Genomic DNA, 24,999 nt, shown 5'->3' with positions numbered 1-24,999 from the left:
TGAACTTTCAATAACTATGGATTTGTATTGGCCTTATCCATAGCCTCACATCGAATTGAAGTGTATGGTGTTAGGACCAGCCAATATTTCTATGATATTAAGGAGTCTCATGAATCTTTTACACATTACTGATTTGCATTTCGGACCCAGGCACTGGGATGGAAATAATGATATATTAATAAGCAAGATCAATTCCTTTGATGCGGATATCGTCATTAACACCGGTGATAATACAACTGATGGTCTAGAAGGTGAATTTGAAGAAGCCGGGAGATTCCTCCAAGGGATTAAATGTAAGAATGTGTTCTCTACTCTGGGAAATCACGATAAAAGAAGTATGCAATCTCATGAGCTTTTTCGAAAACATATTTTTGATCCTGAAATTATTAGAGTTTCTGAAACAATCAAAACCAGCAAGAACCATCTCTTTTTAAACAGGGAGATTACCAAAGTCAAAGACAATTTTACTGATATAAATTTTCTTGAGACTGTTTCGGTCAATGGTGCAGTAATTTTGATCATCAGCATTGATTCCAATGAGCTTTATAATGATGATGGTTATGTTGAAAAAGAAGTATTAAGGGCTGTTTCAAAAAAGATAAAAGAGACTGAATATGATTTACCCCTGTTGATGACTCATTATTCGATACTGGGAACAGATGAATGCCCTCTCAAAAACTCAGCCTGTTTGATTGACTTTGTACAAGCACATAAGATTGAATTTGTTTTTTGCGGTCATACACATGAATTGGAACTGATGAAAACTAATGATTTATATAACGGTTATAGTTTTTCCCAATATATGTGCGGCAGTTTATCATCACGGAATCATGAGAATGATGACAACATGTTCCTTTTCTATGAAAACCTGGGAACGGCAAACATGCATCTTCATTTGATCAGAATTTTCCTGGAAAATGGAAAAGTCACCTTCAAAGATGAAATGGTTTTTTAATTACATACTAGGAATTTATCAATTGTGTTTTTTCTTAATAAAATTACCATTCTGATACTCTTCAAAGGCCAGCACCAGTTCTTCCCTGGTATTCATGACGATGGGACCATGCCAGGCAACCGGCTCTTTCAAGGGTTGTCCAGAAACAAGAAGGAAACGCATCCCCTCTTCTCCCGATTCCACAAAGATCTCATCTCCCCTGTCAAAGAGAACCAGATTCCTGTTTTCAACAACATGGGAAGAAATTGGATCGGAGACCCCCTTCTCGGTGACATACTCGGTCTGCACAGGAAAAGGAGCCGACGCATCTTTGAATTGTCCTGAACCCGAGAAGACATAGGCAAAGGCATGGTGTTCCAGATTCACTTTGAATCGACGTTGTTTCCGGGGAGGCATGGTGATATCCAGATATCGTGGATCTGTGACGATACCATGCACTGGACCGGTCTTTCCCCAGAAATGACCGGTAATGATGCGGGCCCTGGTTCCATCATCCTCGATGATTTCTGGAATTTCGAGAGCAGGAATATCCTGGTATCGGGGATCCATCATTTTTCTTTCTGAGGGCAGATTTGCCCAGAGCTGAAATCCATGAAATATCGGGCCTGACGATTTATGCGGCATTTCCTGATGAATGATACCACTCCCGGCCGTCATCCATTGAACATCACCGGCTAATAAAGAGCCCTTATTCCCCAGACTATCCTGATGCTCGACTCCTCCGTCCAGCACATAGGTAATGGTTTCAATCCCTCTATGAGGGTGCCAGGGGAAACCAGCCATAAAATTCACAGGATCTCTATTTTCCAGATGATCCAACATAAGAAAGGGATCCGTTACAGCTGTATTATCGTGACCGAACACCCGGTTGATATCCACACCGGCCCCGTCTCGTACCTGCTGAGGTCTGCTTATACTATTAATGGGACGTAAAGACATTGTGTCCTCCTGAAAATGCTTATTCTTCAATGACTCTCTTTAAATATAATACTAGTTAGTAGTACAAAGCAAATTATTTCCACTTTTATATTATATAATGAGACCCCTAACCAATAGGGGTCTCATCGGGAGGTTCTAAAGAGCTGAGAACAGGAATAAAAGAATCAGGGTCTATTCTTTATTTTTGAAAGGATCAATGAGAGAAGAAAAAACAGTGTGAGTACGAGGACTATCGTTGCGCCCGATGCCAGATCAAAATAATAGGAGATATAAAAACCAAAAAGAATGGAAGTCATTGAAAAACAGATCGAAAGGGAAATGATTTTAGACAGCTTCCGTGCCAGCAGGGATGCCGCAGCCGCGGGTGTCACTAAAAGGGCCATGACCAGAACCACACCCACGGTCTGAGTAGCCAGGACTGTGGTCGCTGCCACCAGAAATAAGAGACCAAAATGAATCAGCTGGGGAGACAAACCTATGGCCTGGGCATGGGTCGGATCAAAACTGGTCACGAGCAATTCTTTGTAGAACAGGTACACTCCGATCACAACGACGACCCCGACAGATAAAATGAGAATGACATCAAAAGAAGAAACTCCCAGGATATTCCCAAAAAGGATATGGGAAAGATCCTTAAAAGTAGCCACTTTGGACATCAGGAGTATACCCAGTGCAAAGGCACCGGCAAAGATGACCCCGATAGCTGTGTCTTCCTTGAAGCCCTTACGCCGTGTCAGGGCGCCAATGCCGACGACTGAGAGCATGGCAGCCGCCAGGGCTCCTATCAGAACATGGATGCCGAGGATAATTGAAATGACAATGCCCGGCAGAACCGCATGCGCCAGGGCATCGCCGATAAATGCCATTCCCCGCCAGACAATGAAGGCGCTGAGAACCCCGCAGCTGAATGCCACGATAAGCCCCGCCATGAGACCCCTCTGAAAAAAACCGTATTGGAGGGGTTCTAATACCCATTCAACCATGGACTAAGCTCCTTGTCTTTATGAAATTCGAAGCCGTAGGCCCGTGCGATATTTTCAGAAGTGAGAACATCCTTCACTTTACCATCGGCAATAATCGTCTTATCCAGGAAGAGGGCCCGGCTGAAATGCACCGTCAGGATACCGAGATCATGGGTGCTCACCAATACACTCTTGCCTTCCTGACAGAGCTCTTCAATGGTATGAAAGATAAGTTCCTGTGTAGCGATATCCACATGATTCAGCGGCTCGTCCAGGAGCAGAAGATCTGCATCGTGAGCGAGAGTCCTCGCCAGCATGACTCTCTGCTGCTGCCCCCCCGAGAGTTCTCCAACCTGCCTGTCGGCAATATTGGTGATCTCCATTTTTTCCATGGCACGATCCACAGCATCACGGTCCTCTCTACCGGGTTTTTTAAACCAGCCCAGATGGACATAACGACCCATGGTCACGACCTGTCTGACCGTAACAGGGAAATGCCAGTCTACAGAATTCTTCTGGGGCACCATGGATACCCGGTGACGGCAGGTTTGGGCCTTATGACCGAAGACAGAGATTGATCCGTGCCGCAGGGGTTCGAGCCCCAGAATCAGATTCATCAGGGTGGATTTCCCGGCACCGTTCGGACCGACAAAGGCGACCTTTTCTCCCGGTTCTATAACGAGAGTCACACCTTTGAGAACCTCCGAACTCTGCCCGGGATAGCTGAATCGAACATCCTTGATATTCAGGGCAGGTGTTCCGCTCATTGGAGGATGATCACAGGCTTTTCCGTAGCAAAGTATATCGGGACTTTTCATAATGAGTAGTGTAATCCTTTTTAAGGTCTCAAACCAGAGACGATCTGTTTTGTATTGTATTCCATAAAACGTATATAACTGTCTCCCTCCTGACCAGATTTGCGGAGAGATCCTGTCAGAAGCTCTTTGACAATGATGGTATGATCTGATTCCCGGCTCAATGTGGCAGCCAGCTTTTTAACAGCCTCCCCGGCAGACTCGCTGATGAAGACAGCCTCAACTCCCTGCTCATTCAGAAGATTTAAAAGCCGGACTGTATCACGGGCGGAGGACTCGGATGAAGAGGAATAGCCGGGAAGCAGAGTGCCGATGACTCTAAAATGATACTCCCGGGCAAAATGTCCAAAGAGATTGTGGTCGGTGACAAGGACTCTCTCCTCCAGAGGAATGCCTTCCAGGGAATTGATAATCCCTTCATGCAGCTGGAGTAGTTCCTTTTTGTAGATCTCAGCATTTTGATGAAAATAGGAGGAATGAAGAGGTTCAGCATTTGACAAAGCCTCGGTGATGACATCCACCCAGCTGATCACATTCAGGGGACTCATCCAGGTATGAGGATCACCCGATTCATGGTGATGTTCCTCCGAATGATCCTGCTCTTCGGCCTCGGAAACAAGTGGATTCACCTGTCTGGAAACCTCAACCACATTCCCCGGATTGACAGTTTCGACGATGGAAAGAAGCCCCTCCTCCAGATCAAACCCATTCACAAAAATAATATCCGCGTCTTCCACCTCGGCTATGTCCCTGGGTGCTGGTTCATAGGAATGGGGATCCTGCCCCGGAGAGATGAGCCCCTTGAGATCGATCCTGTCACCCCCGATGTTGGAAACAACATCACTTATGATGCTCGTCGTTGTTACGACCCTCAGAAACTCATGAGTCTCCCCGCGGCCCGAAGCCCAGAGGCATGAGACAAGCAGAATCTGAATAACTATTAAAATGTTTTTTCTCATGATTTTTCCTTCCAATAATTAACGGCAGTCCCGGCAGATCCCTTTCAGGGTGATAAAGTGTTGTTTCACCTTGAAGCCGGTCTCTTTTTCAATGATTTCAAGCCCTTTGCCCAGGGGACAATCCTTTACAGGATAAAAGGCATGGCATCTCTGGCAGTGCATAAAATGCTGGTGCTCTTTTCCTATTCCACAGTAATACCGTTCCACACCCCTCTCATCACAATCAAATATAAAAGAAGAGATTTGTCTCAACTCTTCCAGATATTTCAAGCCTCTATAGACTGTAGCCCTGTCCAGGAGCCCCCCGGTCTCATCAAAAACCTGCTGTGCATTCAAGGGAGTGGCACTGCGGATGAATATTTCCTGTATCAATTGACGTTTCTTTGTCATTGTCTATCAAGATAGGGTTTCCTAATTTAATAGTCAATATGTTTTTGCGACTCATTTGCATTATTATGAAAAACTGGTCTCAAAAATGGACACAAAATAGACAATCCGAATCAAACCATCTAAACTGAATCTCAGATATGAATATCAATCGCTTCAAATTCAATAATAATCTTATTGTCATGGGGAATCAGGCAGCTGATCTGGATAGCACCGTGTCGGCTGTTTCCATGGCCACCCTGCTCTCTCAAATAAATCCGTCTCTTCAGATCCGGCCCCTTATCCAGGGGCATCCGGACGATCTAAAACTCAAACCGGAAATTGTGGCCCTCTTCAGAAGAGCCGGAATTCCTCTGGATGACAGTCTCTTTTCAGAAACAGCAGGAAAGAACCTGGATGATCCTCTCATTCTGGTTGACCACAATGAGCCCGACAATTCACAGATCCACCACTCTATTGCCGGAATGGTGGATCATCATGATGACAGAGGGCTGTATCCGGATCTACCCTTGAGAGAAGTGAAAAGAACAGGTTCCTGTACAACCTTGATCAGCAGTTTCTGGAATGATTCAGGATTATCTATCCCTTATTCCCAAAGGCTGATTCTGGCTGGAGCCATTGCCGTCGATACAGGGTACCTGAACCCGCTCTGGGGTAAGACGACAAATCTTGACAGCCGCGAGTACATGGGTCTATCAGAGGCACTCCTGGAGCAGGATAGAACATTTCTGAACACACTGGTGGATATAAAGAACGATCTATCCTCTCTGACCCTGTCAGAGCATCTGAAACGGGATTTCAAGTTCTTTCCTCTAACAGCTCACAAGGGTGGCATTGCCTCGATTACATTGGATTCTGAAGAATTTTTCAGGAAGGAATTTTACAATCATCAGTCGGTTGTTGATTTTTGCGGGAAAAATTGTCCAGGATTCTTATTGATCATGCATACGGTGAATCATCCTTTTCGCAGGGAACTGTCTCTCTATGTGCCCCGATCCCCTCAGAGGAAACTGATAAGAGCCCAGCTTTCTGCAGCCTTGGAAGCCCTTCCTGATGCTGGTATTATGGTGAAGGAACCCCGACTCAATGCAGATTGGGACAGTTTTACACAACTGAATCCCACCTTATCGAGAAAAGTCCTGGTTCCTCTCCTCCTGAAAGAGTTAATTCGTCACCAGGGGCCTTTAAATTGTTGAATAAGGAAGGGAAAACACATGAAACCAAGTATTGAAAGAATCAAATAGGCTGTTGAAGCCCTGAAAAGTATTAACCAATCAGACCGGGGGAAAGGTATAGAAAATCTGCCTTTTCTCCAGAAAGAGTGACCTCATAAAGAAATGGTTCCTTCTGTTCTCCCAGAAAAAAGTTTTCCCTGGGAACCTCTTTTTCCATAACGAGGTCATCCACCGCCAGAGCAGCCTTGCGACCCAAATGCTGTAAAACAAGGATGTAGGGAGTATTAATGCTGCTCTGTCTGCGGCTGAGCATCCCACCGGGGCTGAATAGAGGAAGCTCAGATCCAGACAATTTATAATAGAGCAGATTATGCTCTTTTTTAACAATCTCCGACTCTTCCATGGGAAATACACCGGCCACATTCCTTTTCGGCAGTGCCAGCAGTCTGTTTTCCATCTGGAAAATCATGAGGGGAAGCAGGTCTTTCTGTCCGGGAAGATAGATAGAAAACCGGGAACCCTGCCCTTTTCTGGATGTGAGTGAAAAGGAGCCTCCCAGAGAATTTTCCACATCATGATTCACAAGATCCAAACCAATTCCGCGTCCGGCCAGACGATCAACCTTGGGTGATGTTGTGAACCCGGGCCTCGTCAGGATTCTCAGCAGATTCTCATCCTTCAAATCCTCAGCGTTCATGTTCAGCTTCCCGGCCACCGCTTCCAGATCAATTCCATGGCCATCATCGGATACATCTATCCGAAAAGAATCGCCCACAGCCCTGGCATCGATGAGTATCAATCCTGCCTCACTCTTCCCCGCAGCCAATCTTTCCGCAGGAAACTCAATCCCGTGACTGACCGCATTTCTGATGAGCTGAATCAGAATCCTTGAAACGATTTCCAGAGTCCTTATCTTCAATCCGAAGAGGCCCCCTCGAAATTCGGTAACAACCTTTTTGTTAATCCCAACCGCGGCCTCTTCGATAAAGCGTTTGAGGTTTGGATACAAGGAGGTAAGGGGAATAAGGGAGACTGTATTCAGATTCTCTTCCATTTCCTTGATCAGACCCAAAAGAGGAACCCTCTGAGGCAGACCGGAAGGAAGGGGAAGAACAATTTCTTTCATTTCAAGAAGTGTGTCTTTTAACCGGGAAATCGTGTCTGTTTCTAATTCAACCTTTCTAATGACAGGAGCCAGGCTCTCTTTGATGAGAGTCTCCGAATAGCGGGCTTCGCCACGGTCTTCATCGGAAAAGACAGAATAATCGAGACTCACCAAACTGGTTTGAAGAATGCCATCCACATTAACAGCCTGAAACACAGGATCATCTCCGGCATCGGAAGTTAAAATGAAAGTAAGAGAAGAAAAATCCTGATCCGGATTATCCAGACTAGGCTGGGATCTGATCACATTCGCATGCAATTCCAGATTGTTCAGCAGAAGATAAGATCTGACATAGGGCAGTCTCTCTTCGGGATCAATTTGCACACAGAGTCTGAAGAGGGTCTCACCCCGGTCTTCCGCTTCTCTGAGAAGCTGTTTTTCGAAGAGGGTCAGATCAATTGTTTCGCCCTGCTTCGGTTCACTCAGAGCCTTATCGGGAAATAGAGATTCACCCTCCTGGGAACCCCCATCAGAATTGAGAACACGATACAGAATAAGATCTTCCAACAGGGGAAGTCCCTGATAGAGTCTGTCGCTCATGGCACTGAATTGTCTGGTACCACCTGCGGATTTCATATCGGCAAAAAGAGATTCCATGGAATGAATATGCTGCTCAATTTCAGAAAGTTGAAAAAAAGCGGCTCCTGATTTCAGAGAATGGAGGTGCCTGAAAATTTCATCAAGAATGTCATCTCCGGGTGTTTCTGTCCGACAGGCCTCGACCTGAATTTTCAATTTTTCCAGAATGGGTCCTGCGTCGGTTATATACTCTCTCAAATGCTTTTTAAGATCATTCAACCAGGACCTCCCCGTCCGGTTTTCAGACTAATGATCAAGTCGACTTCAGAGATGGAGGCACCTAGTTTCTGGGAAATGATTTCGGTAGAAAAACCCTGACCATAAAGATCCATGACTTTCTCTTTGAGTGGCGGCGGCTCTTTCTCAAGGATAACCGGTGGATGCTCAGTACCGTCCCTTGAAGTGGGTTGAGCAAATAAGGGCAGATCGACTTCTTCAACATTCTTGCCGGAATTCATGCCGTTTTCAGGAACTACCTGCTTTTTAAGATGTGTATAAACCTGCCGGGAAAGATCTGATTTCTCCGATTCTTTCTGAAGGACGATCATTTTTTTATCTGCCTCGTTCAGTAGATTCTGCATCGCTTTTATTCGATGTTCCAGGAGGGCTACATTTCTTTCGGCTGTCTGGTTCATTTCAAGCACAAGCTGATCAATTTCATCCCTTATTTTCCGTATCCACTCTTCTCCTGAGACAACACGGTCTACCCGAATCTTAAGATAAAAAAAACCGCCGCCCATGAGAACGATCAGTATGGCTGCAAAGACAGTTGTCATAGTACTCCTTTTGATGCTGAAAAGAGCCGCCAGGATGACTTGGAATCCGTCCTGTGAGCTCAGATTTAATAACCCGAATTCTGTTAGCCTGAAATATCAATATGTGTTCCCATTTCCGGATCTTGGACAACTTCCTTTTTGGGATCTTCTTTATTCTCTTTGGAACCGCTGAACTTCTTCTCTTCCTGCTGTTTTTTTTCTTCCTGATCGTCAACCTTGCTTGTTTCTTTGTCTTCCGGGGTCTTACCAACACTACTGCCCTGCTTCAGTTCCTGCTCTACCAGTTTCTTGGCCTCAAGACTCTGCTGCAATGCCGAGGCATGCTGATTATGAGATTGTTCTTTACTAACCTCGTTTTGACGGACAAACAATGTTTGCAAGTCTAGAGGTGTAATAGACATCTAGTCCCTCCTCTGAAGGTCCTCCTCAGTAATATCCTCATACTTAGCAGTCGTTATGAATCCATCTTCAAGCAGAAAAGTAACAGGATAATCAAAAGGGTTTGTTACTTCATATTCCTCATCCTTGATGTAAACCTTTACTCCGGAATTCACATTTTTGGACGCTGAAATTTTACCTCGCAACTGAAGAATTGACAAGTATTCTTCCTTGTGTTCAATAGAATCTTTCAGTTTTTCCATTTCATCTATCAGGTCATTATGGCGCTGCCGCAGCTCTATAAAGAGGGTTTCTTTATCGGCTGATAGTTTTTTCCTGGACCGTTTCTGTTTCATGAGCCCCTGAAGGTTCCTGTCTGACTCATTCTGTTCCTTGTCCAGATCTTCCTGACGGAGAACAAGCTCTTCGAGTTCAACTTTAGCTTTAGGATCATAACCAACCTTAAGTATGGTTTCCGCACCACCCGAAGATCCAAGGGTAGCCGCATTGATTTCTTCTGATGCCTGGAGCATTCCACCGACGATTCTGGCTCTTTTACCTTTGCAGAGAACTCTACCGGCTGCGTTTACATGAGCATTGACAATTCCATCTGAAACAATCACATTTTCACCGGCTTCGACAGAAGCATTATTAATAAAACTGGACCAGACAGACTTACCAGCTGTAATCTTGCCGAAATCTCCCTCTCCACCATTGATTCCCCGTTTAACAACCAGGTCTCCTCCGGCAAGAAGATTGGATTTTCCGACAAATCCGTTCACTTCAATATTCCCCTGAGCCGAAACCTGATAACCGTCTTCCACATTTCCTTTGATGACAACGGTTCCCAAACCGCTGACATTTCCAGTCGAAGCATTGACGTCACCAGGGATAACCAGGACAGTTTCAACCGTGACTTTTCCCTTGAGCAGCAGAACCTGTCCACTCGAGGTGGCTATGACTGTTTTTCCATTATCTGTTATAGAGACATTCTTACCCAGACCTATTTGTATATCCGAGCCGTCCTTGGCTGGTATATATTTCCCATAGACAGTTCTCCCGTCTTTTCCCGCTTCAGGAGGTATTTTTCGGGCAAGAGGCTGACCCTTCACAACATTTTGTATGAGATTAAGTTCCTTAAAATCAACGGAGCCGTCTCTCTTGTGTTTAAGCTTGATCTGAGACTGATCCTGTTCAAAGAGATAACTGATGGAGGCATTCCTTCCATTGACCGGAGGTTCCCCTTTGGCGATTAAATAGGGTCTGTTATACACAGGATGATCTTCAAATCCGATGAGAGCCTCTTCCATCACTCCAAAGACAACATTATTATTTCGTAAAAAGGAGGTGATATCCGAAGATGTAAGATCGGAGCCGCCTGGGCCGGGTTCAAGAACTTCGATAAAAGCCTGCATCTCATCCTCAGAAACATTGATGGTGGACCGGGCATCATTTACAGGATTGTATATAAAGTCACCGACCTTGACATATACACTGTCTGAATTGCTGACTGTGCTTTCTATTCGTTCCATAATGATATCGGCAATGCCTCGAAACTGCAGTTCCTTCTTTACATCCTGTATATTGACAGGAGTCCCCCCTTTATCAGGAGGAACAACCTTAAGATAGGCTCCGTCACTGGCCAGACGAACCGTGAAATCTCCGTAATGTATAATGACTTCATCTTCCTTTTCTTCTTCGGCGAATTCTTCCAGCAGGACTTCACCTCCGGCCGTCCGGGCGATCTTACTTTCAACCTCATAAGCCATGATTGAGAAGTCTTTTTTACCAATGCCGAGAAAACCGCGCTTCCCCATTTCCAGAAGCTCATATTCCAGCCGTCGTACAGGGACTCCCAGTTCAATGGCTGCCTGACCAAGGGCTTCTTCAATGGTGTTGCCCGAGACCTCCACGGAATGCCGTTCCTTATCCCTTTCGGATAAACTCCGCAGGATATCCTGAAACTGATCCTGGCCGATCATTTTACATGATTCCTTTCTTTACATTGGTCAATTTGGATCGAAGCCTCAGTATGGCTTTTGTATGTAATTGAGAAATTCTGGATTCTGTGACTTCAAGAACCTTGCCGATTTCCTTCAGGGTCAGATCTTCATAGTAATAGAGAACAAGAACCTTTTTTTCCTTATCCGGCAGTTCATTGATTGCCTGAACGATGACTCTTCTAATCTCATCCTTTTCGGCCATTGAGTCAGGTTGAAGACTCACTGGAGATTCGATACTATCCTGAATAGAAACTTTGTCGCTGTCATCCCCGGTGAACCAAACATCGTTCAGAGACAGTATGCTTGTACCCCTGACTTTAAGTACAACCTGATTGTACTGCTCCCGGGACATATTCATGGCCTTGGCAATTTCATTATCACTTGCAGAGCGCCCTAAATCAGCTTCAAGAGTTTGTATTGTATCTTCAATTTCTCTAGTTTTTTGTCTTACCGACCGGGGAACCCAGTCAATTGATCTGAGTTCGTCAAAGATGGCACCCCGGATTCTGGTGACCGCATATGTTTTAAATTTGACATGTTTTTCAGGATCAAATTTCTCAATAGCATCAAAAAGGCCGAATACGCCGAATCCTACCAGATCATCAAAATCTACATTTTGAGGCATGCCGACAGAAATTTTACCAGCTACATATTTTACGAGAGGAGCATACTGCTTGATAAGTATATCCCGAACTTCCTGTTTATGGTTTTTTCGGTAATCCTTCCACAATTCTTCTTCTGATACATTTTCCAATACCTTTTCAGACATTCCCCATCACTTCCTATTTCTGCTTATCTCTTGCCAGTACAGTTCTTACAGCTTTTGCGATATCCGACGGATCACCCTGCTCTTTCGGGTCTATGGTCCCTTTCCGTATGGTTATTGGAGCCTCGGGTGCTGCAGTCTCAAAATTATCCCCCGACTCCATTTGTTCAGAAGAACTACCTATACTGATCTCTAGAGAATCTAGATTCGGCAGTGTATCCAGGCCAACCGCCGCAGCAGAACCAATATCAGGATCCTCTGGTTTATTATTATGCACATTTTCTGCAGTTTCTGCAATTTCATTCTTTTCAGAACTGCCCGACGGATCATCAATATCTGATAATGACATCCGGGAAGCACTGTTTTCTTGATTTCCCGGTTCTGACATTTCATCCTGCATGACTATATTAACACGCTTACCCATGCTTTCATTCTGATTTTCATCAGAAGATTTATTATCCTCACTCTGTCCTAACTCGGGTAGATAAGTCTTAAACAACCACCCGGCCATAAATACAAATGCCGTAGCAGTCATGGCCGAAAAGAGCCCCCGAACCAGCATCATTCCAGGAGAGACCTCACTGATTAATCCTGTCAAGACAGAAACAAGGGCTGCTCCTCCACCGACAGAAAGAGGTAAAATTCCTTTGTTCATCTTCATCGAATCAAACCCTCCCTGTTCAAAAGGTAGCCGAAATCGTCCTTCCGGTCAAATCAATCCATTCGCTTCAGGAGACGACGGATAAAATGACCGACTCCCCGGCCCTCTCGATACTCTACATTCTCCAGCCTGTTGACAATATGCTGTATACAGGTTGATGCCGGACCACGAGGATCCGAAATCATAAAAGGAAGTTGCTTCCTGACTGCTGCAGGCACTGCAGGATCATCATACACAAAACCTAAATAATCAATTTTCATATTTAGAAACTGTGCCGCTATATTGATGACCTTATGAGAGACTTTCTTAGCTTCTGTAATATTGGCAGCCCTGTTGACAATAAGCTTCATCCCCATATCCAGGTTGTCGATTTCAGTGGAAATTATTTTAATAATTCCATAGGCATCTGTAATGGCGGTTGGTTCAGGAGTTGTTACAATAAGAACATCATCCGCCGCTTCGACAAAAGCGAGAACATTCTGAGAGACTCCGGCACTTGTATCAATAATGATGATATCAGCTGCCGATAATTCGGAAAGTTCAGAAATAAAATTATTTCTCTCGTCATCCGTCAGATTTGCAACTCTTGAAAAGCCACTCGCTCCGGCGACTATCTGAATCCCATAATTGGTATCCAGAATGACCTCTTTCATTGTCTTCTGTTTTCGTATGACATGATACAAATTGAATTTGGGAATGACACCAAGAACGACATTCACATTGGCTAATCCCAAATCTGCATCCAAAACTATGACCTTCTTACCCACTCTGGCATAGGCCAATGCCAGATTAATGGAGATATTCGTCTTTCCCACACCACCTTTGCCACTGGCAACTGTGATGATTCTTGTGGAGGACGCATCGGATCCCTCGGGGGTACTGTCATTCTTTTTTTTCATCATCTCCCGAAGGAGTTCTGCCTGATCCTGCATTGTAATCAGCTCCACATCCTGGTGTATTTTTTCTCTAACTTATTGAGTATCTGTTCAGTATCGCAAGCAAATCCCGTAAGGGAGTTCAATAATTTAGCTCTTGTACTGCGGGAAATATCCTGAGGAACACCCTGTCCGTCAGTGACGTAGGACAAAGGCTTTTTTCTCTGGGAAAGTATACTGATCAGATTACCGACGCGGGTAGTTTCGTCTAATTTTGTCAGTATAACAGACTTATAATGAAAAGGTTCGAACTGATCCAGGATCTCGTTTATATCCTTATCTTTAGTCGTAGAGGAAATGGCCAGATGGATTTCTGCATTATCACCACAGGCTTCCACGATTGATCTCATCTCTGCCAGTTTCATAAAATCACGGGGACTCTTTCCTATGGTATCAACAAAAATCAGATCCTGATCTCTGTTAGTTTTAATCTTTTCTTTTAGATCCTCGTATGATTCAGCAGTAAAGACAGGGATTCCCATTATATCTCCATAGGTTTCTATCTGGGTGCGGGCACCGATTCTGTAATTATCAATGGTAATCATACAGACGGAGAGACAGGCATCACCCGAAGTGACGCCGTTAATGGCAGCCAGCTTAGCAATGGTGGTCGTTTTACCGACCCCGGTGGGACCAACCAATACAAAAACACGGGGAGATGGCACTGGTGTGTCCTGATGTTCAGTCAATGATTCTCCCACCCAGGCCATGACGGCCTCTTCCAGGAGAGAATACTGCTCCAGGTCTTCCAGGGAAAACTCGCGTCTCAGACGATGAAGCATATCGTCTATATAGGAGTCGGAAAAATCATTATCTTCCAGCAGAGTCTTCATCTGCTCAAGAGAGGGATGAAGAGACGCTTCCTCACGAGGGGCCGCTGTGATTTTCTCTTTGAGTTCTTTAACTTCCTTAAGAACCTCATCCAGGGTGGAACCTTTCTGACTCTGAGCCAGATTGAGGATTTCCTTTTTATTCTTTTCATCGGCCTCTCTGCGTTTCTCCCCTGGATTATCCGTAATATATCCTGTGTACTCTATGCCATCTTTCGTAAAAAGACCCATAAAGCCACCAAGCCGGACACTCTTATAAAAAAGAATCTTTGCCTTGTCACCATATTTGACACGGATATTACTGATGACTTCAGCATGTGTATATCCTGTTTCTGTAAAATGCTGCTCCATGTCCTGCCCTTATCTATCCTTTATACCTGTTGTTCCGCAAGGGATATAACACCCATGGATTCAATATTAATACCGCTGACGACCTCTGGAACAGAAAGGATGACCAAATCGGGCATGGCTCTCTGTGTTGAGGATTTGACCAGAGGTCTGGCCGCTTCACTACTCAGGATAACAGGGTAATAGCCGGATTCCTGCATATTCCGGACCTGGTTTGCAACTGAATTAATCCAGGCTCTCTGAAAATCAGGTTCCAGAGCCGCCACATCACCATTTCCTGTTTCCATTCGGGCATCGATGATGCTCTGTTCCACAGCAGGATCAATAGTCAGAACCTTGAGGTCCTTACCATCAGTAGCATACTGTAAACAAATCTGTCTTCCAAGGGTCTGTCTTACTTTTTCTGTGAGGAATCCGATATCCTTTGTGACCGTACCATAGTCGCTCATGGCTTCCAGGATCATGACAAGATTCCTAATGGATACCTGCTCTTTTAAAAGATTCTGAAGTACTTTCTGAACATCACCGAGAGTGAATATTTTGTTCACTTCATCCACAACTGCCGGATAATCTTCTTTCAGAGCATTCAGCATTGCATGAACTTCCTGACGGCCCAGGATTTCAGAGGAATGACGCTTTATGATTTCTGTCAGATGGGTGGCTATGATAGACGGCGGATCTACAACTGTATATCCTTCCCGTTCCGCACGATCCCGCTGATCCCCGCCTATCCAGACGGCTGGCAGGCCAAAAGCAGGATCTACAGCACTCTCACCCTCTAGAACGTCCCGGTCTCCCCCTGGATTGATAGCCATATACTTGTCTACACGAATGACTCCTGTCCCCACTTCCACGCCCTTGATCTTGAGGCAGTACTCGGAAGGTTCAAGTCTCATGTTGTCTATAATCCTGATGCGGGGCACCACGAGACCAAGATCGAGAGCAGACTCTTTGCGGATGCGGGTAATCCTCTCCAGAAGCTCAGCACCCTGATCTTTATCCACCAGAGGAATGAGACCGTATCCCAATTCCAGGCTGAGGGGATCAAAGGGTACAACGGGAGACATTTCCACCGGCTCTGTGCTGACTTTCTGTTCCTCCTGATCCGCCTGATCGGCGTTCCGTTTTTCTTTGCGTCCCAGGTGCCAGGCCGTATATGCCGAAAGAAATCCCATGGGAAGGAGAAGGTACCAGGGAAATCCGGGTAGAACTCCGAGTAGGAGGAGGAATCCTGCGGCAATACCATAGATCCGGGCCTGAGATGTAAACTGAGTGGACACGTCCTCACCGAAGGTACCGTCAGAGATGGACCGGGTCACCACAAGACCGGTTGCCACCGAAATCAGCAATGACGGAAGTTGAGAGACTAAACCGTCGCCGATGGTCAGGGAAGTATAGGTTGACAGGGCTGATCCAAAGGATTCTCCATGGATGGAAACACCGACGATGAGTCCCCCGATGATATTGACAAGGGTGATAACGATACCGACTTTCACATTTCCGGAAACAAACTTTGAGGCTCCGTCCATGGCTCCGTAAAAATCCACTGATTTTTGAAGATGATCCTTTCTCTTTCTGGATTCGTCTTCCGAAATAGATCCGGAGTTAAGCTCTGCTTCTATAGCCATCTGCTTTCCAGGCATGGCATCCAATGCAAAACGGGCTGCCACTTCCGAAACTCTGGAAGATCCTTTTGTAATGACCATAAATTGTACGGCAACGATGATGATGAATATGATAAGACCGACAACAAGACCTTCCTGCCCTTCTGAACCAACAACAAAGGTGGCAAAGGCTTTGACAATTCTACCGTCAAAGAGTTCCCCCTTGGTCAAAATCAGCCTGGTGGAGGAAACATTCAATGACAGTGAAAAAACCGTTGTAATGAGCAGCATCGTTGGAAAAACAGAAAAATCCAGAGGATCTTTATTATACAGAACAATGAGTATAATCATGACACTCAAAAGCAGGTTCACAACCATCAAGGTATCCAGAATGATCGTAGGAAGAGGAATTATTAGCATGATCACTACAGCCAAAACACCCATAGCAACAAGTAAATCACTGTTATCAGATGTGAGTAATCGTTTTAAATTGTCCTGCCAAGCCACTTAACTACCTCTTTCTCAACTGACGCTTTTTCCTGTCATTTCATAGATCATTACCAGTATTCCCGAAACGAGACTGTAGTATTCTTCTGGAATTTCATCACCAATCTCCACATTAGCATGGAGTGCCCTGGCAAGGGGTTTATTTTCCAATATAGGTATATCATTTTCACGGGCAATCGTCTTAATACGCTGAGCCACCTCATCCATACCCTTGGCCGAAACCCGAGGTGCAGTCATACTGTCCTGCCTGTATTCCAATGCCACAGCATAATGAGTCGGGTTGGTTATGACAACATCTGCATTAGGAACACTCTGCATCATCTGATTCGTCAGAAGTTCACTCATCTTTTGGCGCAGCCGGTTCTTGATCATGGGGTCCCCGTCGGACTGTTTCATTTCTTCCTTGATTTCATGGCGGGTCATTTTGAGAGATTCCCGATGTTTCTGCCTTTGAAAAAAATAGTCGGGTAACGAAAAGATCAATAGGATGAGGGCCGCTTCTATCATCAGTCGGAATGCCAGTGCTCCGATAACTCCGGCAGCTTCAGCCACTGTTCCAAAAACCAGATTGGTGATTTCAGGGACTTTCCGGCTGATATTCCACCAGGCTAAAATTCCGATGACACCTATCTTGAAAAGAGACTTCCCCATATTGAAGAGTCCTTCAGACGAGAACAGAACCCTCTGAGCCCATTTGATGATATTAGGAGAAATTTTTGAAAAATCCGGTTGTATCGGTTTGGTTGTAAACAGAAAGCCTACCTGAAAAAGGTTGCCTAACAGAGCCGAGAGAAAGGCGACTCCCATGATAGGCAGAGTGAGTTTGAGATAATAGTTCATAAAAGCCTGAGGAATATTACCATCCTGGCTGATGTCTGATTGCAGACTGATATTTAAAAAGAACTCAAGCATGGATTTCATTGTTTTTACCATATAGGGACTCAAGATGGCGATGAGAAGAAGAGGAAAAAGCAATACCAGGGCTGCTACAAAGTCTGTCGATTTGGCAACCTTTCCGTCTTCCCTGGCCTTTCTGATCTTTTGTTCTGTCGGTTCCTCGGTCCGTCCTTCATCTTCTGCGGCAAACCACTGAAGGTGGATTGAAAAGAGATCTTCTGCAGCTAATGAAGGGACCCCGGTCAGTAATGCCAGAGGAAAAGGTTCAGGAGACTCACTTATTCGGAACCTTTTTTTGCGGAGGATCATAAAGAAACTCCCTCAAAATGATAGAGCCTCAATAACTCTTCTATCTGGTTAAATCCGGTCTCAATAACCATGATCATTTTTTCCATCAAGAAAGGAGCGGCCATCATAATTATAAGAAAGCCCACAGAGATCTGAATGGGAAACCCCACCATCATAAGGTTCATCTGAGGAGCCGCCTTGGCCAGAAGTCCCATGGTGACGGAAATCATCAGAAGAGTTCCCATCATGGGAAAAGCCAGAAGAAGAGACTGCTGAAAAAGCTGACCCAGTGCCTGAATCAGGCTGTCACTCAGAAAGCTGGGATTGGTCAGCAGATAATCTCCCTTCATAGCCTGGAAGGATCTGTAGATGCCGATAAGAAAGACTTTCTGAATACTCCCGGAGACAACGAAAATAAAAATACCGAAGAGGTTAAACATCTGACCAACCAGTGGAATCTCCACCTGAGCCAGCGGGTCAAATGCTGAGGAGGCACCAAAACCCATCTGAATGGAAAACATCTGTCCCGCCAGTTGAAAGACGGCAAAAACAATCTGAAGAAAAAGTCCAATAAGCAGACCCGTCAGGACCTCAGAAATCACAAGGACTGCATAGACCAGTGCTGTATCGGGAATGACATAACCTAAAGTCTTCACAAGGGGGTATACTGCGATGGCTGTAAACAGGGTCAATCCTCCCCGGACCATGGCGGGGATACCTGTTGAAGAGAGCACCGGTGCGACCATAAAGAGAGCAAAGATTCTTGCAAATATGAGAAAGTATAATTGAAGATCAAGAATCATCTCATTGAAGAACAATCCAGCCTCCTATCCGGCCATGCTGGGAATAAGTTCAAAGATAGTGATCGTAAAATTTATAAGCGAATTGGCCATCCAGGCCCCTAAAAATCCCAATGTTGAAAAGATAGCCAGAATTTTAGGCACAAAGGTGAGAGATTGATCCTGTATGGATGTTGTTGCCTGAAAGATCGAAATGACCAGACCAATAACCATGGCAACCAGGAGTACAGGAGCCGCCAGAATGAGGGTTTGAAATACCGAATTCCTGAGAAGAGCCACGACAAAACCTATGGACATATAAAACTCCTTTTTACGGGAAGATCCCGAGGCAGAACAGTCACTATAAAAAACTCAAAACAAGCTGTTTGGTAAGCAGACTCCAGCCGTCGACCAAAACGAATAACACAAGTTTAAAGGGCATGGAGATCATGACAGGAGGAAGCATGATCATACCCATTGACATGAGAATAGAAGCCACTACCATATCAATGATGATAAAGGGAATATACAGCAGAATCCCGATCTTGAAGGCTATGGTCAACTCATTGAGAACAAAGGCGGGAATGACCACATAGGTAGGCACATCGGCAAAAGTTTCAGGACGGGGTAAGCCCCGGAGCGACATGAAGAGTTCAATATTATCCGGCGATTCCTTGAGCTGTCTATACATAAAGTAACGAATGGGTCCCTCGGCCTTGGTAACCATCTCTTCAATCCCGATTTCTCCTTGAGAAAAAGGCTGAAATGACTCTTGATAGATTTGATCAATGACGGGCCACATGATAAACAGTGTCAAAAAGAGAGCGATACCCATCAAGAGACTTGCCGGTGGAACCTGCTGCAGAGAAAGGGCTCTTTTGATAAAGTCCAGCACGATCGAGACCCTCAGAAAAGAGGTCATCAATATTAAAATAGAGGGCGCCAGAGACAAAGTGGTCAAAAGGAGAAGCAACTGAATGGAAAGAGCTACTTCCTGATTACTCTGGGCCTGACGGATGTTGAGATTGACAAAGGGAAGATCGAGGATTCCATTGGTTTCGCCCGGATCGGGAACAGGGACCTCCTGGGCGAACAGCGGGGATACCAGAAAAATCAGAAGGGACAGAAAAAGGATTCGCTTCATGACTGATCCCCCAAATCTTTAAGACGGTCTCTTTGAGACCGAAGAAAACCAGGTGATTGATCCACAATTTTACGCCCGCTTCCCAAGGATAAACCTTTTCTCAAAAGCTTACTGAAATTGGCTTTCCCTTGTGACGGAGGGGCTTCCTGATCAAGATGAATCTGGTCCAGAGTCTCCTGATCGGTGATTTCCGAAATTAGATTCACGTCAGAACTCCCCGAACCAATCAGAAAGATCTGATTCCCTACCTCAATAAGATGGAGAGATGAATCCCGTTTCAAATGCCTGGTGGACAGAACCCTGATGTGGTCCTCCCCGCTTTCTGCCATGGGACTGACTTTTTTCAGGAAATAAAGAAGAAGGTAAATGACTCCAATGACTGCCGCCAGCACAAGGGTGACACGGACAAGATCCGAAAACCCAACAGTTGAAGGAATTTCGTCCTCGACAACTGCCTGAGGATTCTCGTCAAAAAGAGTGAGATCATTTTCATTGATAACAGGAAAATCATTTTCCTGCGGGCTGCCTTCTTCCTGAGCCATCAGAAAAAAAGGAATCCCCAAGATGATGAGTAGCAATATTAATTGTTTCAGTGTCCCCCTCCCAAGTTCCACTATTTGTGATAATCAAAGTTTATGAATCCAGGCTCACAAGTCGGTATAAGCCCAGATCCGTTTAATATTCAAAATCTTTTCAGTTCTCTCCAACACGATCCAGATTGGATACAATATCAGTAACACGAACACCGAAGTTTTCATCGATAACGACGACTTCGCCCTTTGCAATCAGGTTATTATTTACCAGAATATCCACAGGCTCACCCGCCAGTTTATCCAATTCGATGATAGTGCCTTCACCGATACCCAATATATCCTTAATCTGCCATTTGGTACGGCCCAGTTCTACAGTCAGTTCCATGGAAACATCCATTAGTAGACCGATATTCCTCTGTTCCGAAGGAGATATATTTGCACCGAATTCGGGAAACTGAACACCCTGTACGTTGGGAGGCGGAGACTGCTGCATGTAAGGGTTCATCTGTTGCTGCATACCACCCATCTGGTTGCCCATCTGATTACCCATCTGATTACCCATCTGATTACCCATCTGGTTGCCCATCTGGTTTCCCATCTGGTTTCCCATCTGATTTCCCATCTGGTTTCCCATCTGGTTTCCCATCTGATTTCCCATCTGATTTCCCATCTGCTGCATTGGATCTGGCATACCCATTCCACCCATAGGATTGCCGGCGGATGCATCAGAAGAAGCACCAAGCATTGAGGCAAGGTTGGAAGCAACAGAAGATTCAAAAATTTCGACCATCTCGAGGGTACCCTGCCCCTCTATTTCAACGGGGTAGGAGATTTTTACAAGGAAATCTCCGCCGGGAGACAGGAGGCCCTTGGCTATTTTCTGACTCTCAGGACTGATTGTCATTAAATTGGAGCCTACCGATTCGCCCATAGTCGTGACTTCAGATCCGGTCAGTTGGGAAACAGCTTCTCCAACCGCACTGATAGCCGTTCCATCAAGCTCCACTTCACTCTGACCTATCATGGGACCGGCAATTTTAACAGCATTCCCGGGAGTGAAAACAAAGGCATGCCCACCACTGAGACCCTGATTGAAATCCATCTTTACTTCGACCACTTCATCCGACAGGGTTGCCATCAATTCGGATCTTGAAAGACTTTCAATGACCGGGACTTTTACTTTAACAGGAGTGGACATAAGCCCGCTCAATGTAGAGCTGAGATTCACCACAACCTTGGCAAACAGACCATTGAGAACATCCAGCTCGGACGAACTCAACCCTCCAGCCGGAGCTTCCCCTGAAGAAGCATCCATACCGCCCAAAGAGTCATTGCCCATTAATAAAGCATCAATTTCATCTTGAGAGAGGGAACCATCACTCATTCTTCATCTCCTTCAACGGCCAGTTCTTCAAAGTCCGTCTGATCTACATCTTCTATTTTTCTGGTGACCTGAACGGCAATTTTATTGCCTGCAACACCAGGACGGCAGTCAAATTTAGGGCGATTACCAATTTTCAGAACCATAGGATCATTCAGATTGGTATTGGACAGGCGAATGACATCACCCTTTTTAATGGAGAGAATATCTCTCATGGTCAGCTGGATACTGCCGACCTCAGCCACCATGGAAACATTGATACCTGCCAGACGTTCCCTTAGTATATTCAGATTTTCTGTTGTTGTTCCTCTTCTGATGGAGGAGTAATAATACTGGGCCGATAATTTTGAAATAATGGGCTCGATTGTCAGGTAGGGAATACAGAAGTTCATCATCCCTTCTACATCCTCAACCTTGGTTTCCAGTGTGACAAGGACGACCATTTCCGTCGGAGGGACAATCTGGGCAAACTGAGGATTAGTCTCAATCTGACCAAGACGGGGTCTGAGGTCAATCACCTGACTCCAGGCTTCCCGCATATTTCCTAAAATCCTGACAATGATAGATTCCATAACTGAACGCTCAATTTCAGAGAGTTCCCTGTTGATTTTGGAGCCTTCACCGGTACCACCGAAGAGGCGGTCGATGATGGAAAAGGTAACCGCCGGGTCAATCTCAAGAATGGCAGACCCTTTCAAGGGGTCCATATTAATAACGGCCAGAGCTGTGGGAGAGGGAATGGAACGGATAAATTCCTCATAGGTCAACTGATCAACAGAAGCCACATGAACGTTCACCAGACTCCGCAGCTGTGCAGAAAGTGAAGTTGTCGTTAAACGCGCAAAGGTCTCATGCATAAATGAGACCGTACGTATCTGTTCTTTTGAGAATTTATCCGGACGTCTGAAGTCCCAGATTCTTATATTTTTCCGCTCTGTTACCTGCTGTGCCTCTTCCGGTTCTGTGTCTCCCGAAGAGATGGCGGTCAGGAGCTGATCTATTTCATCTTGTGACAGAACTTCTGTCATGCTGTCCCCTTTTCATGGTCAGAATTCATATACTTGCAATTCGGGAAAAATAATATCTTGAACTTTACCCTGACTGAGAACTCTGTTCACCAGGTCTTTTAGTTCAGTTTTAATAATATGCTCCCTTTCCGGAGCCAGTTCGGCAGCAGTTTTCTGGCTGAAGTAATTTCTAATAATATCAGTCAACTGCGCTGTTCTGGCTACAAGTTCTGTTTGAACCTGAGTATCCCCTTCATTGTAGCCGATGTCTACCTTGACAATGATAGAATTGGGGGACTGATCCCGGGTAACACCTCTGATCTGTGGAATCAGAGTATAATAAGAATAGGGTTCGGGAATGGATTCATAAGCCTGTGAAACCTCGGCAAAACTCCTGTTAACACTACCCTGATCTAATACCCGGAAGGTCACAACACTGATTGTGACGGTTAAAAGAATTGCAATAATTCCGGATGCGACATACACCAGCATTCTGGCGAGTCTATCGGAGACAAAACGTTTTTTCTTAGCCTCACCCACATCGTCGGGGGATCCTGCATCGAGCGCATTTCCTAGTTCTATGTCATCATCAGCCATTGTATCACCTGCATCCTATTTAACAGACAAATTTTATCAGATATAAGTGTTTTATGCAAACACTTCCTCATTTCTGATCCTTCTATCACTCATGTGCATCTGCCAACACAATAACATCCACTCTCCGGTTGTAGGCCCGGCCTTCGGGCGTATCATCTGAAACCAGGGGAACCGTGTCAGACATTCCTGCAATCTGGAACTGAGCCTCATCCACACCCATGTCAACAAGGTAATGCAGAACATTGGCTGAACGTGCCGAAGAAAGCTCCCAGTTGCTGGGCCAGGGACCATCGGGATCCGTCGGACTGGCATCGGTATGACCTTCAATCCTGAACTTCCTGTCCTCCAGAGCCTCAGAAGATAATAATCCCGAAAGTTTCTGCAGAATTTCTCGAGTACTTTCGATATCCACGTCAGCACTGGCAGGTCTGAAAAAGGCATCAGAAGCCAGAGTAATCACCAGACCCCGTTCATCCTCTGTCACCCTCACCTGCTTGCTCTTGACCTCGGGTTTAAACATGGACACGGCCGTCTGACGCGCCTTGTCCAGCCCTCGGGCTCTCTTGGTGGAGGGCATGGCCATGATATTATTTCCCAACTCAGCCAGTTCACCCACATCCAGGGTGTTTCCACCCTGCAATGGCCCTAAACCATTAAAGGAAACCATGATCAGCTCCATACGAGCCCCTTCAATGGTTTCCGGATTCATAAGAATAACAAAGAAACAGAGCAGCAGAGTCACCATGTCACCATAGGTGAGCATCCATTCTGCGGCCCCATCTTCACACTTTGGACATTTTTTCCTTTCATCATCATCCATGGTGGTTCATCCTATTCCCCTCCGCTGCTCTTCTGGGGACGTTCAGTAGGCGGCAGATAGGTATAGAGCTTGTCTTCCAGAATACGGGGGTTGTCACCGGATTGAATGGACAGGATTCCCTGAACCATGATTTCCTTCACCAGCAGTTCTTCTTTATTTCTATCATCCAGCTTGAACTGAATGGGCATGAGTACAAGGTTGGCAAAAATAGAACCGTATAGGGTCGTAATAAGGGCAACCGCCATATTCGGACCGATGGAGGCTGTATCTTCCAGATTAGCCATCATACCGATAAGCCCCAGAAGGGTTCCGATCATTCCGAAAGCGGGGGCAATCTTTGCCCAGTTTCCAAAAAAACTAATCCCGTCCTGATGACGGGCATCGATCATGGAAACATTTCCGTAGAGTATTTTCTTGATGACATCCGGGTCCGTACCGTCTACAACCAGGCGGAGGCCTCCCCGCAGAAAATTATCATCCACATCGTTGAGGGCATCATCCAGGGATAAAAGTCCCTCTTTCCGGGCATTATCTGCAAAGCTTACCAGCTGTGTGATAATAGCTTCCTTGTTATAGACCTGCACATTCAGGGCAACATTCAAGAATTTGGAAAAACCTAAAGCCCGCTGCATAGGATTTGCCACAATCATGGCGGCAAAAGATCCAAAAATAACAATAATAACTGAGGCAATATCCAAATAGAGAGACAGGGCATTTCCAGCGGCTATAATCGATCCGACGATAAGAAAAAGTCCACCGATCAATCCACCAATCGTTGCTATATCCATATAAAGACTACTCCTCGTTTT

Annotated in this window: 26 protein-coding genes; 2 read left to right on the top strand and 24 right to left on the bottom strand. The window is 45.4% G+C overall.

Annotation, left to right across the window (positions count from 1 at the left end):
- Positions 1-109 precede the first annotated feature (109 nt).
- Entirely contained in the window at positions 110-955 is an 846-nt protein-coding gene (locus PF479_RS14095) for a metallophosphoesterase (protein ID WP_298007707.1), read from the top strand.
- An 18-nt stretch (positions 956-973) separates the two neighbouring features.
- Here the strand turns inward: PF479_RS14095 and PF479_RS14090 are convergent, their stop codons facing one another.
- The 5 genes from PF479_RS14090 to PF479_RS14070 form a co-directional block, all read right to left on the bottom strand.
- Positions 974-1,894, bottom strand: a complete 921-nt coding sequence (locus PF479_RS14090; RefSeq protein WP_298007705.1) for a pirin family protein — start codon at positions 1,892-1,894, stop codon at positions 974-976.
- Between the two features lie 164 nt (positions 1,895-2,058).
- Positions 2,059-2,877, bottom strand: a complete 819-nt coding sequence (locus PF479_RS14085) for a metal ABC transporter permease (protein WP_298007703.1) — start codon at positions 2,875-2,877, stop codon at positions 2,059-2,061.
- Positions 2,859-3,674 (bottom strand): ABC transporter ATP-binding protein, encoded by an 816-nt coding sequence (locus tag PF479_RS14080; RefSeq protein WP_298007701.1) that lies wholly within the window; start codon positions 3,672-3,674, stop codon positions 2,859-2,861. The genes PF479_RS14085 and PF479_RS14080 overlap by 19 nt, the downstream gene beginning before the upstream one ends.
- Before the next feature lie 20 nt (positions 3,675-3,694).
- Positions 3,695-4,630, bottom strand: a complete 936-nt coding sequence (locus PF479_RS14075; RefSeq protein WP_298007699.1) for a metal ABC transporter substrate-binding protein — start codon at positions 4,628-4,630, stop codon at positions 3,695-3,697.
- Positions 4,631-4,648: 18 nt separating this feature from the next.
- Positions 4,649-5,020 (bottom strand): Fur family transcriptional regulator, encoded by a 372-nt coding sequence (locus PF479_RS14070; protein ID WP_298007697.1) that lies wholly within the window; start codon positions 5,018-5,020, stop codon positions 4,649-4,651.
- Between the two features lie 137 nt (positions 5,021-5,157).
- Between PF479_RS14070 and PF479_RS14065 the strand changes: the two genes are divergently transcribed.
- Complete coding sequence (locus PF479_RS14065; RefSeq protein ID WP_298007695.1) at positions 5,158-6,213, top strand: DHHA2 domain-containing protein; 1,056 nt, start codon at positions 5,158-5,160, stop codon at positions 6,211-6,213.
- A 70-nt stretch (positions 6,214-6,283) separates the two neighbouring features.
- On the opposite strand, the gene PF479_RS14060 is transcribed toward PF479_RS14065, so the two are convergent.
- The 19 genes from PF479_RS14060 to PF479_RS13970 all read right to left on the bottom strand — a co-directional run.
- On the bottom strand, positions 6,284-8,155 hold the full coding sequence (locus PF479_RS14060; RefSeq protein WP_298007693.1) for an ATP-binding protein: 1,872 nt from the start codon (positions 8,153-8,155) through the stop codon (positions 6,284-6,286).
- Complete coding sequence (locus PF479_RS14055) at positions 8,152-8,712, bottom strand: hypothetical protein (RefSeq protein ID WP_298007691.1); 561 nt, start codon at positions 8,710-8,712, stop codon at positions 8,152-8,154. The genes PF479_RS14060 and PF479_RS14055 overlap by 4 nt, the downstream gene beginning before the upstream one ends.
- An 83-nt stretch (positions 8,713-8,795) precedes the next feature.
- The gene (locus tag PF479_RS14050) at positions 8,796-9,113 is read right to left on the bottom strand and encodes a hypothetical protein (protein WP_298007689.1); all 318 of its coding nucleotides are present in this window, start codon (positions 9,111-9,113) and stop codon (positions 8,796-8,798) included.
- Positions 9,114-11,072 (bottom strand): FapA family protein, encoded by a 1,959-nt coding sequence (locus tag PF479_RS14045; protein WP_298007687.1) that lies wholly within the window; start codon positions 11,070-11,072, stop codon positions 9,114-9,116.
- Position 11,073: 1 nt separating this feature from the next.
- Positions 11,074-11,862 (bottom strand): RNA polymerase sigma factor WhiG, encoded by a 789-nt coding sequence (whiG, locus tag PF479_RS14040; protein WP_298007685.1) that lies wholly within the window; start codon positions 11,860-11,862, stop codon positions 11,074-11,076.
- Positions 11,863-11,875: 13 nt separating this feature from the next.
- Positions 11,876-12,520, bottom strand: coding sequence for a hypothetical protein (locus tag PF479_RS14035; RefSeq protein ID WP_298007683.1), 645 nt, complete (start codon positions 12,518-12,520; stop codon positions 11,876-11,878).
- A 53-nt stretch (positions 12,521-12,573) separates the two neighbouring features.
- Positions 12,574-13,452 (bottom strand): MinD/ParA family protein, encoded by an 879-nt coding sequence (locus tag PF479_RS14030; protein ID WP_298007681.1) that lies wholly within the window; start codon positions 13,450-13,452, stop codon positions 12,574-12,576.
- A gap of 5 nt (positions 13,453-13,457) precedes the next feature.
- On the bottom strand, positions 13,458-14,636 hold the full coding sequence (locus PF479_RS14025) for a flagellar biosynthesis protein FlhF (RefSeq protein WP_298007679.1): 1,179 nt from the start codon (positions 14,634-14,636) through the stop codon (positions 13,458-13,460).
- A 20-nt stretch (positions 14,637-14,656) separates the two neighbouring features.
- The gene (flhA, locus tag PF479_RS14020; protein ID WP_298007677.1) at positions 14,657-16,744 is read right to left on the bottom strand and encodes a flagellar biosynthesis protein FlhA; all 2,088 of its coding nucleotides are present in this window, start codon (positions 16,742-16,744) and stop codon (positions 14,657-14,659) included.
- 15 nt (positions 16,745-16,759) lie between these two features.
- Positions 16,760-17,950 carry a flagellar biosynthesis protein FlhB gene (gene flhB, locus PF479_RS14015; RefSeq protein WP_298007675.1) on the bottom strand — a complete coding sequence of 397 codons (1,191 nt, stop codon included), beginning with the start codon at positions 17,948-17,950 and terminating at the stop codon, positions 16,760-16,762.
- The gene (gene fliR, locus PF479_RS14010) at positions 17,947-18,747 is read right to left on the bottom strand and encodes a flagellar biosynthetic protein FliR (RefSeq protein WP_298007673.1); all 801 of its coding nucleotides are present in this window, start codon (positions 18,745-18,747) and stop codon (positions 17,947-17,949) included. The genes flhB and fliR overlap by 4 nt, the downstream gene beginning before the upstream one ends.
- Before the next feature lie 9 nt (positions 18,748-18,756).
- The gene (gene fliQ / locus PF479_RS14005; protein ID WP_298007671.1) at positions 18,757-19,026 is read right to left on the bottom strand and encodes a flagellar biosynthesis protein FliQ; all 270 of its coding nucleotides are present in this window, start codon (positions 19,024-19,026) and stop codon (positions 18,757-18,759) included.
- A gap of 43 nt (positions 19,027-19,069) precedes the next feature.
- On the bottom strand, positions 19,070-19,852 hold the full coding sequence (fliP, locus tag PF479_RS14000) for a flagellar type III secretion system pore protein FliP (protein ID WP_298007669.1): 783 nt from the start codon (positions 19,850-19,852) through the stop codon (positions 19,070-19,072).
- Complete coding sequence (locus PF479_RS13995; RefSeq protein ID WP_298007667.1) at positions 19,849-20,394, bottom strand: flagellar biosynthetic protein FliO; 546 nt, start codon at positions 20,392-20,394, stop codon at positions 19,849-19,851. The genes fliP and PF479_RS13995 overlap by 4 nt, the downstream gene beginning before the upstream one ends.
- 151 nt (positions 20,395-20,545) lie before the next feature.
- Positions 20,546-21,769 carry a flagellar motor switch phosphatase FliY gene (gene fliY, locus PF479_RS13990; protein WP_298007665.1) on the bottom strand — a complete coding sequence of 408 codons (1,224 nt, stop codon included), beginning with the start codon at positions 21,767-21,769 and terminating at the stop codon, positions 20,546-20,548.
- A complete protein-coding gene (gene fliM, locus PF479_RS13985) occupies positions 21,766-22,794 on the bottom strand; it encodes a flagellar motor switch protein FliM (protein WP_298007663.1) in 1,029 nt (342 codons plus the stop codon). The genes fliY and fliM overlap by 4 nt, the downstream gene beginning before the upstream one ends.
- Before the next feature lie 18 nt (positions 22,795-22,812).
- Positions 22,813-23,370, bottom strand: coding sequence for a flagellar basal body-associated FliL family protein (locus PF479_RS13980; RefSeq protein ID WP_298007661.1), 558 nt, complete (start codon positions 23,368-23,370; stop codon positions 22,813-22,815).
- 85 nt (positions 23,371-23,455) lie between these two features.
- Entirely contained in the window at positions 23,456-24,190 is a 735-nt protein-coding gene (motB, locus tag PF479_RS13975; RefSeq protein ID WP_298007659.1) for a flagellar motor protein MotB, read from the bottom strand.
- A gap of 11 nt (positions 24,191-24,201) precedes the next feature.
- The coding region (locus tag PF479_RS13970; RefSeq protein WP_298007657.1) for a motility protein A at positions 24,202-24,999 on the bottom strand (798 nt) is incomplete at its 5' end.

Origin of the sequence: Oceanispirochaeta sp. (assembly GCF_027859075.1) — a bacterium.
Taxonomy (GTDB): domain Bacteria; phylum Spirochaetota; class Spirochaetia; order DSM-2461; family DSM-2461; genus Oceanispirochaeta.
Note: the sequence above shows the minus strand (reverse complement) of the source record. Positions and strands in the feature narration are given on the sequence as shown.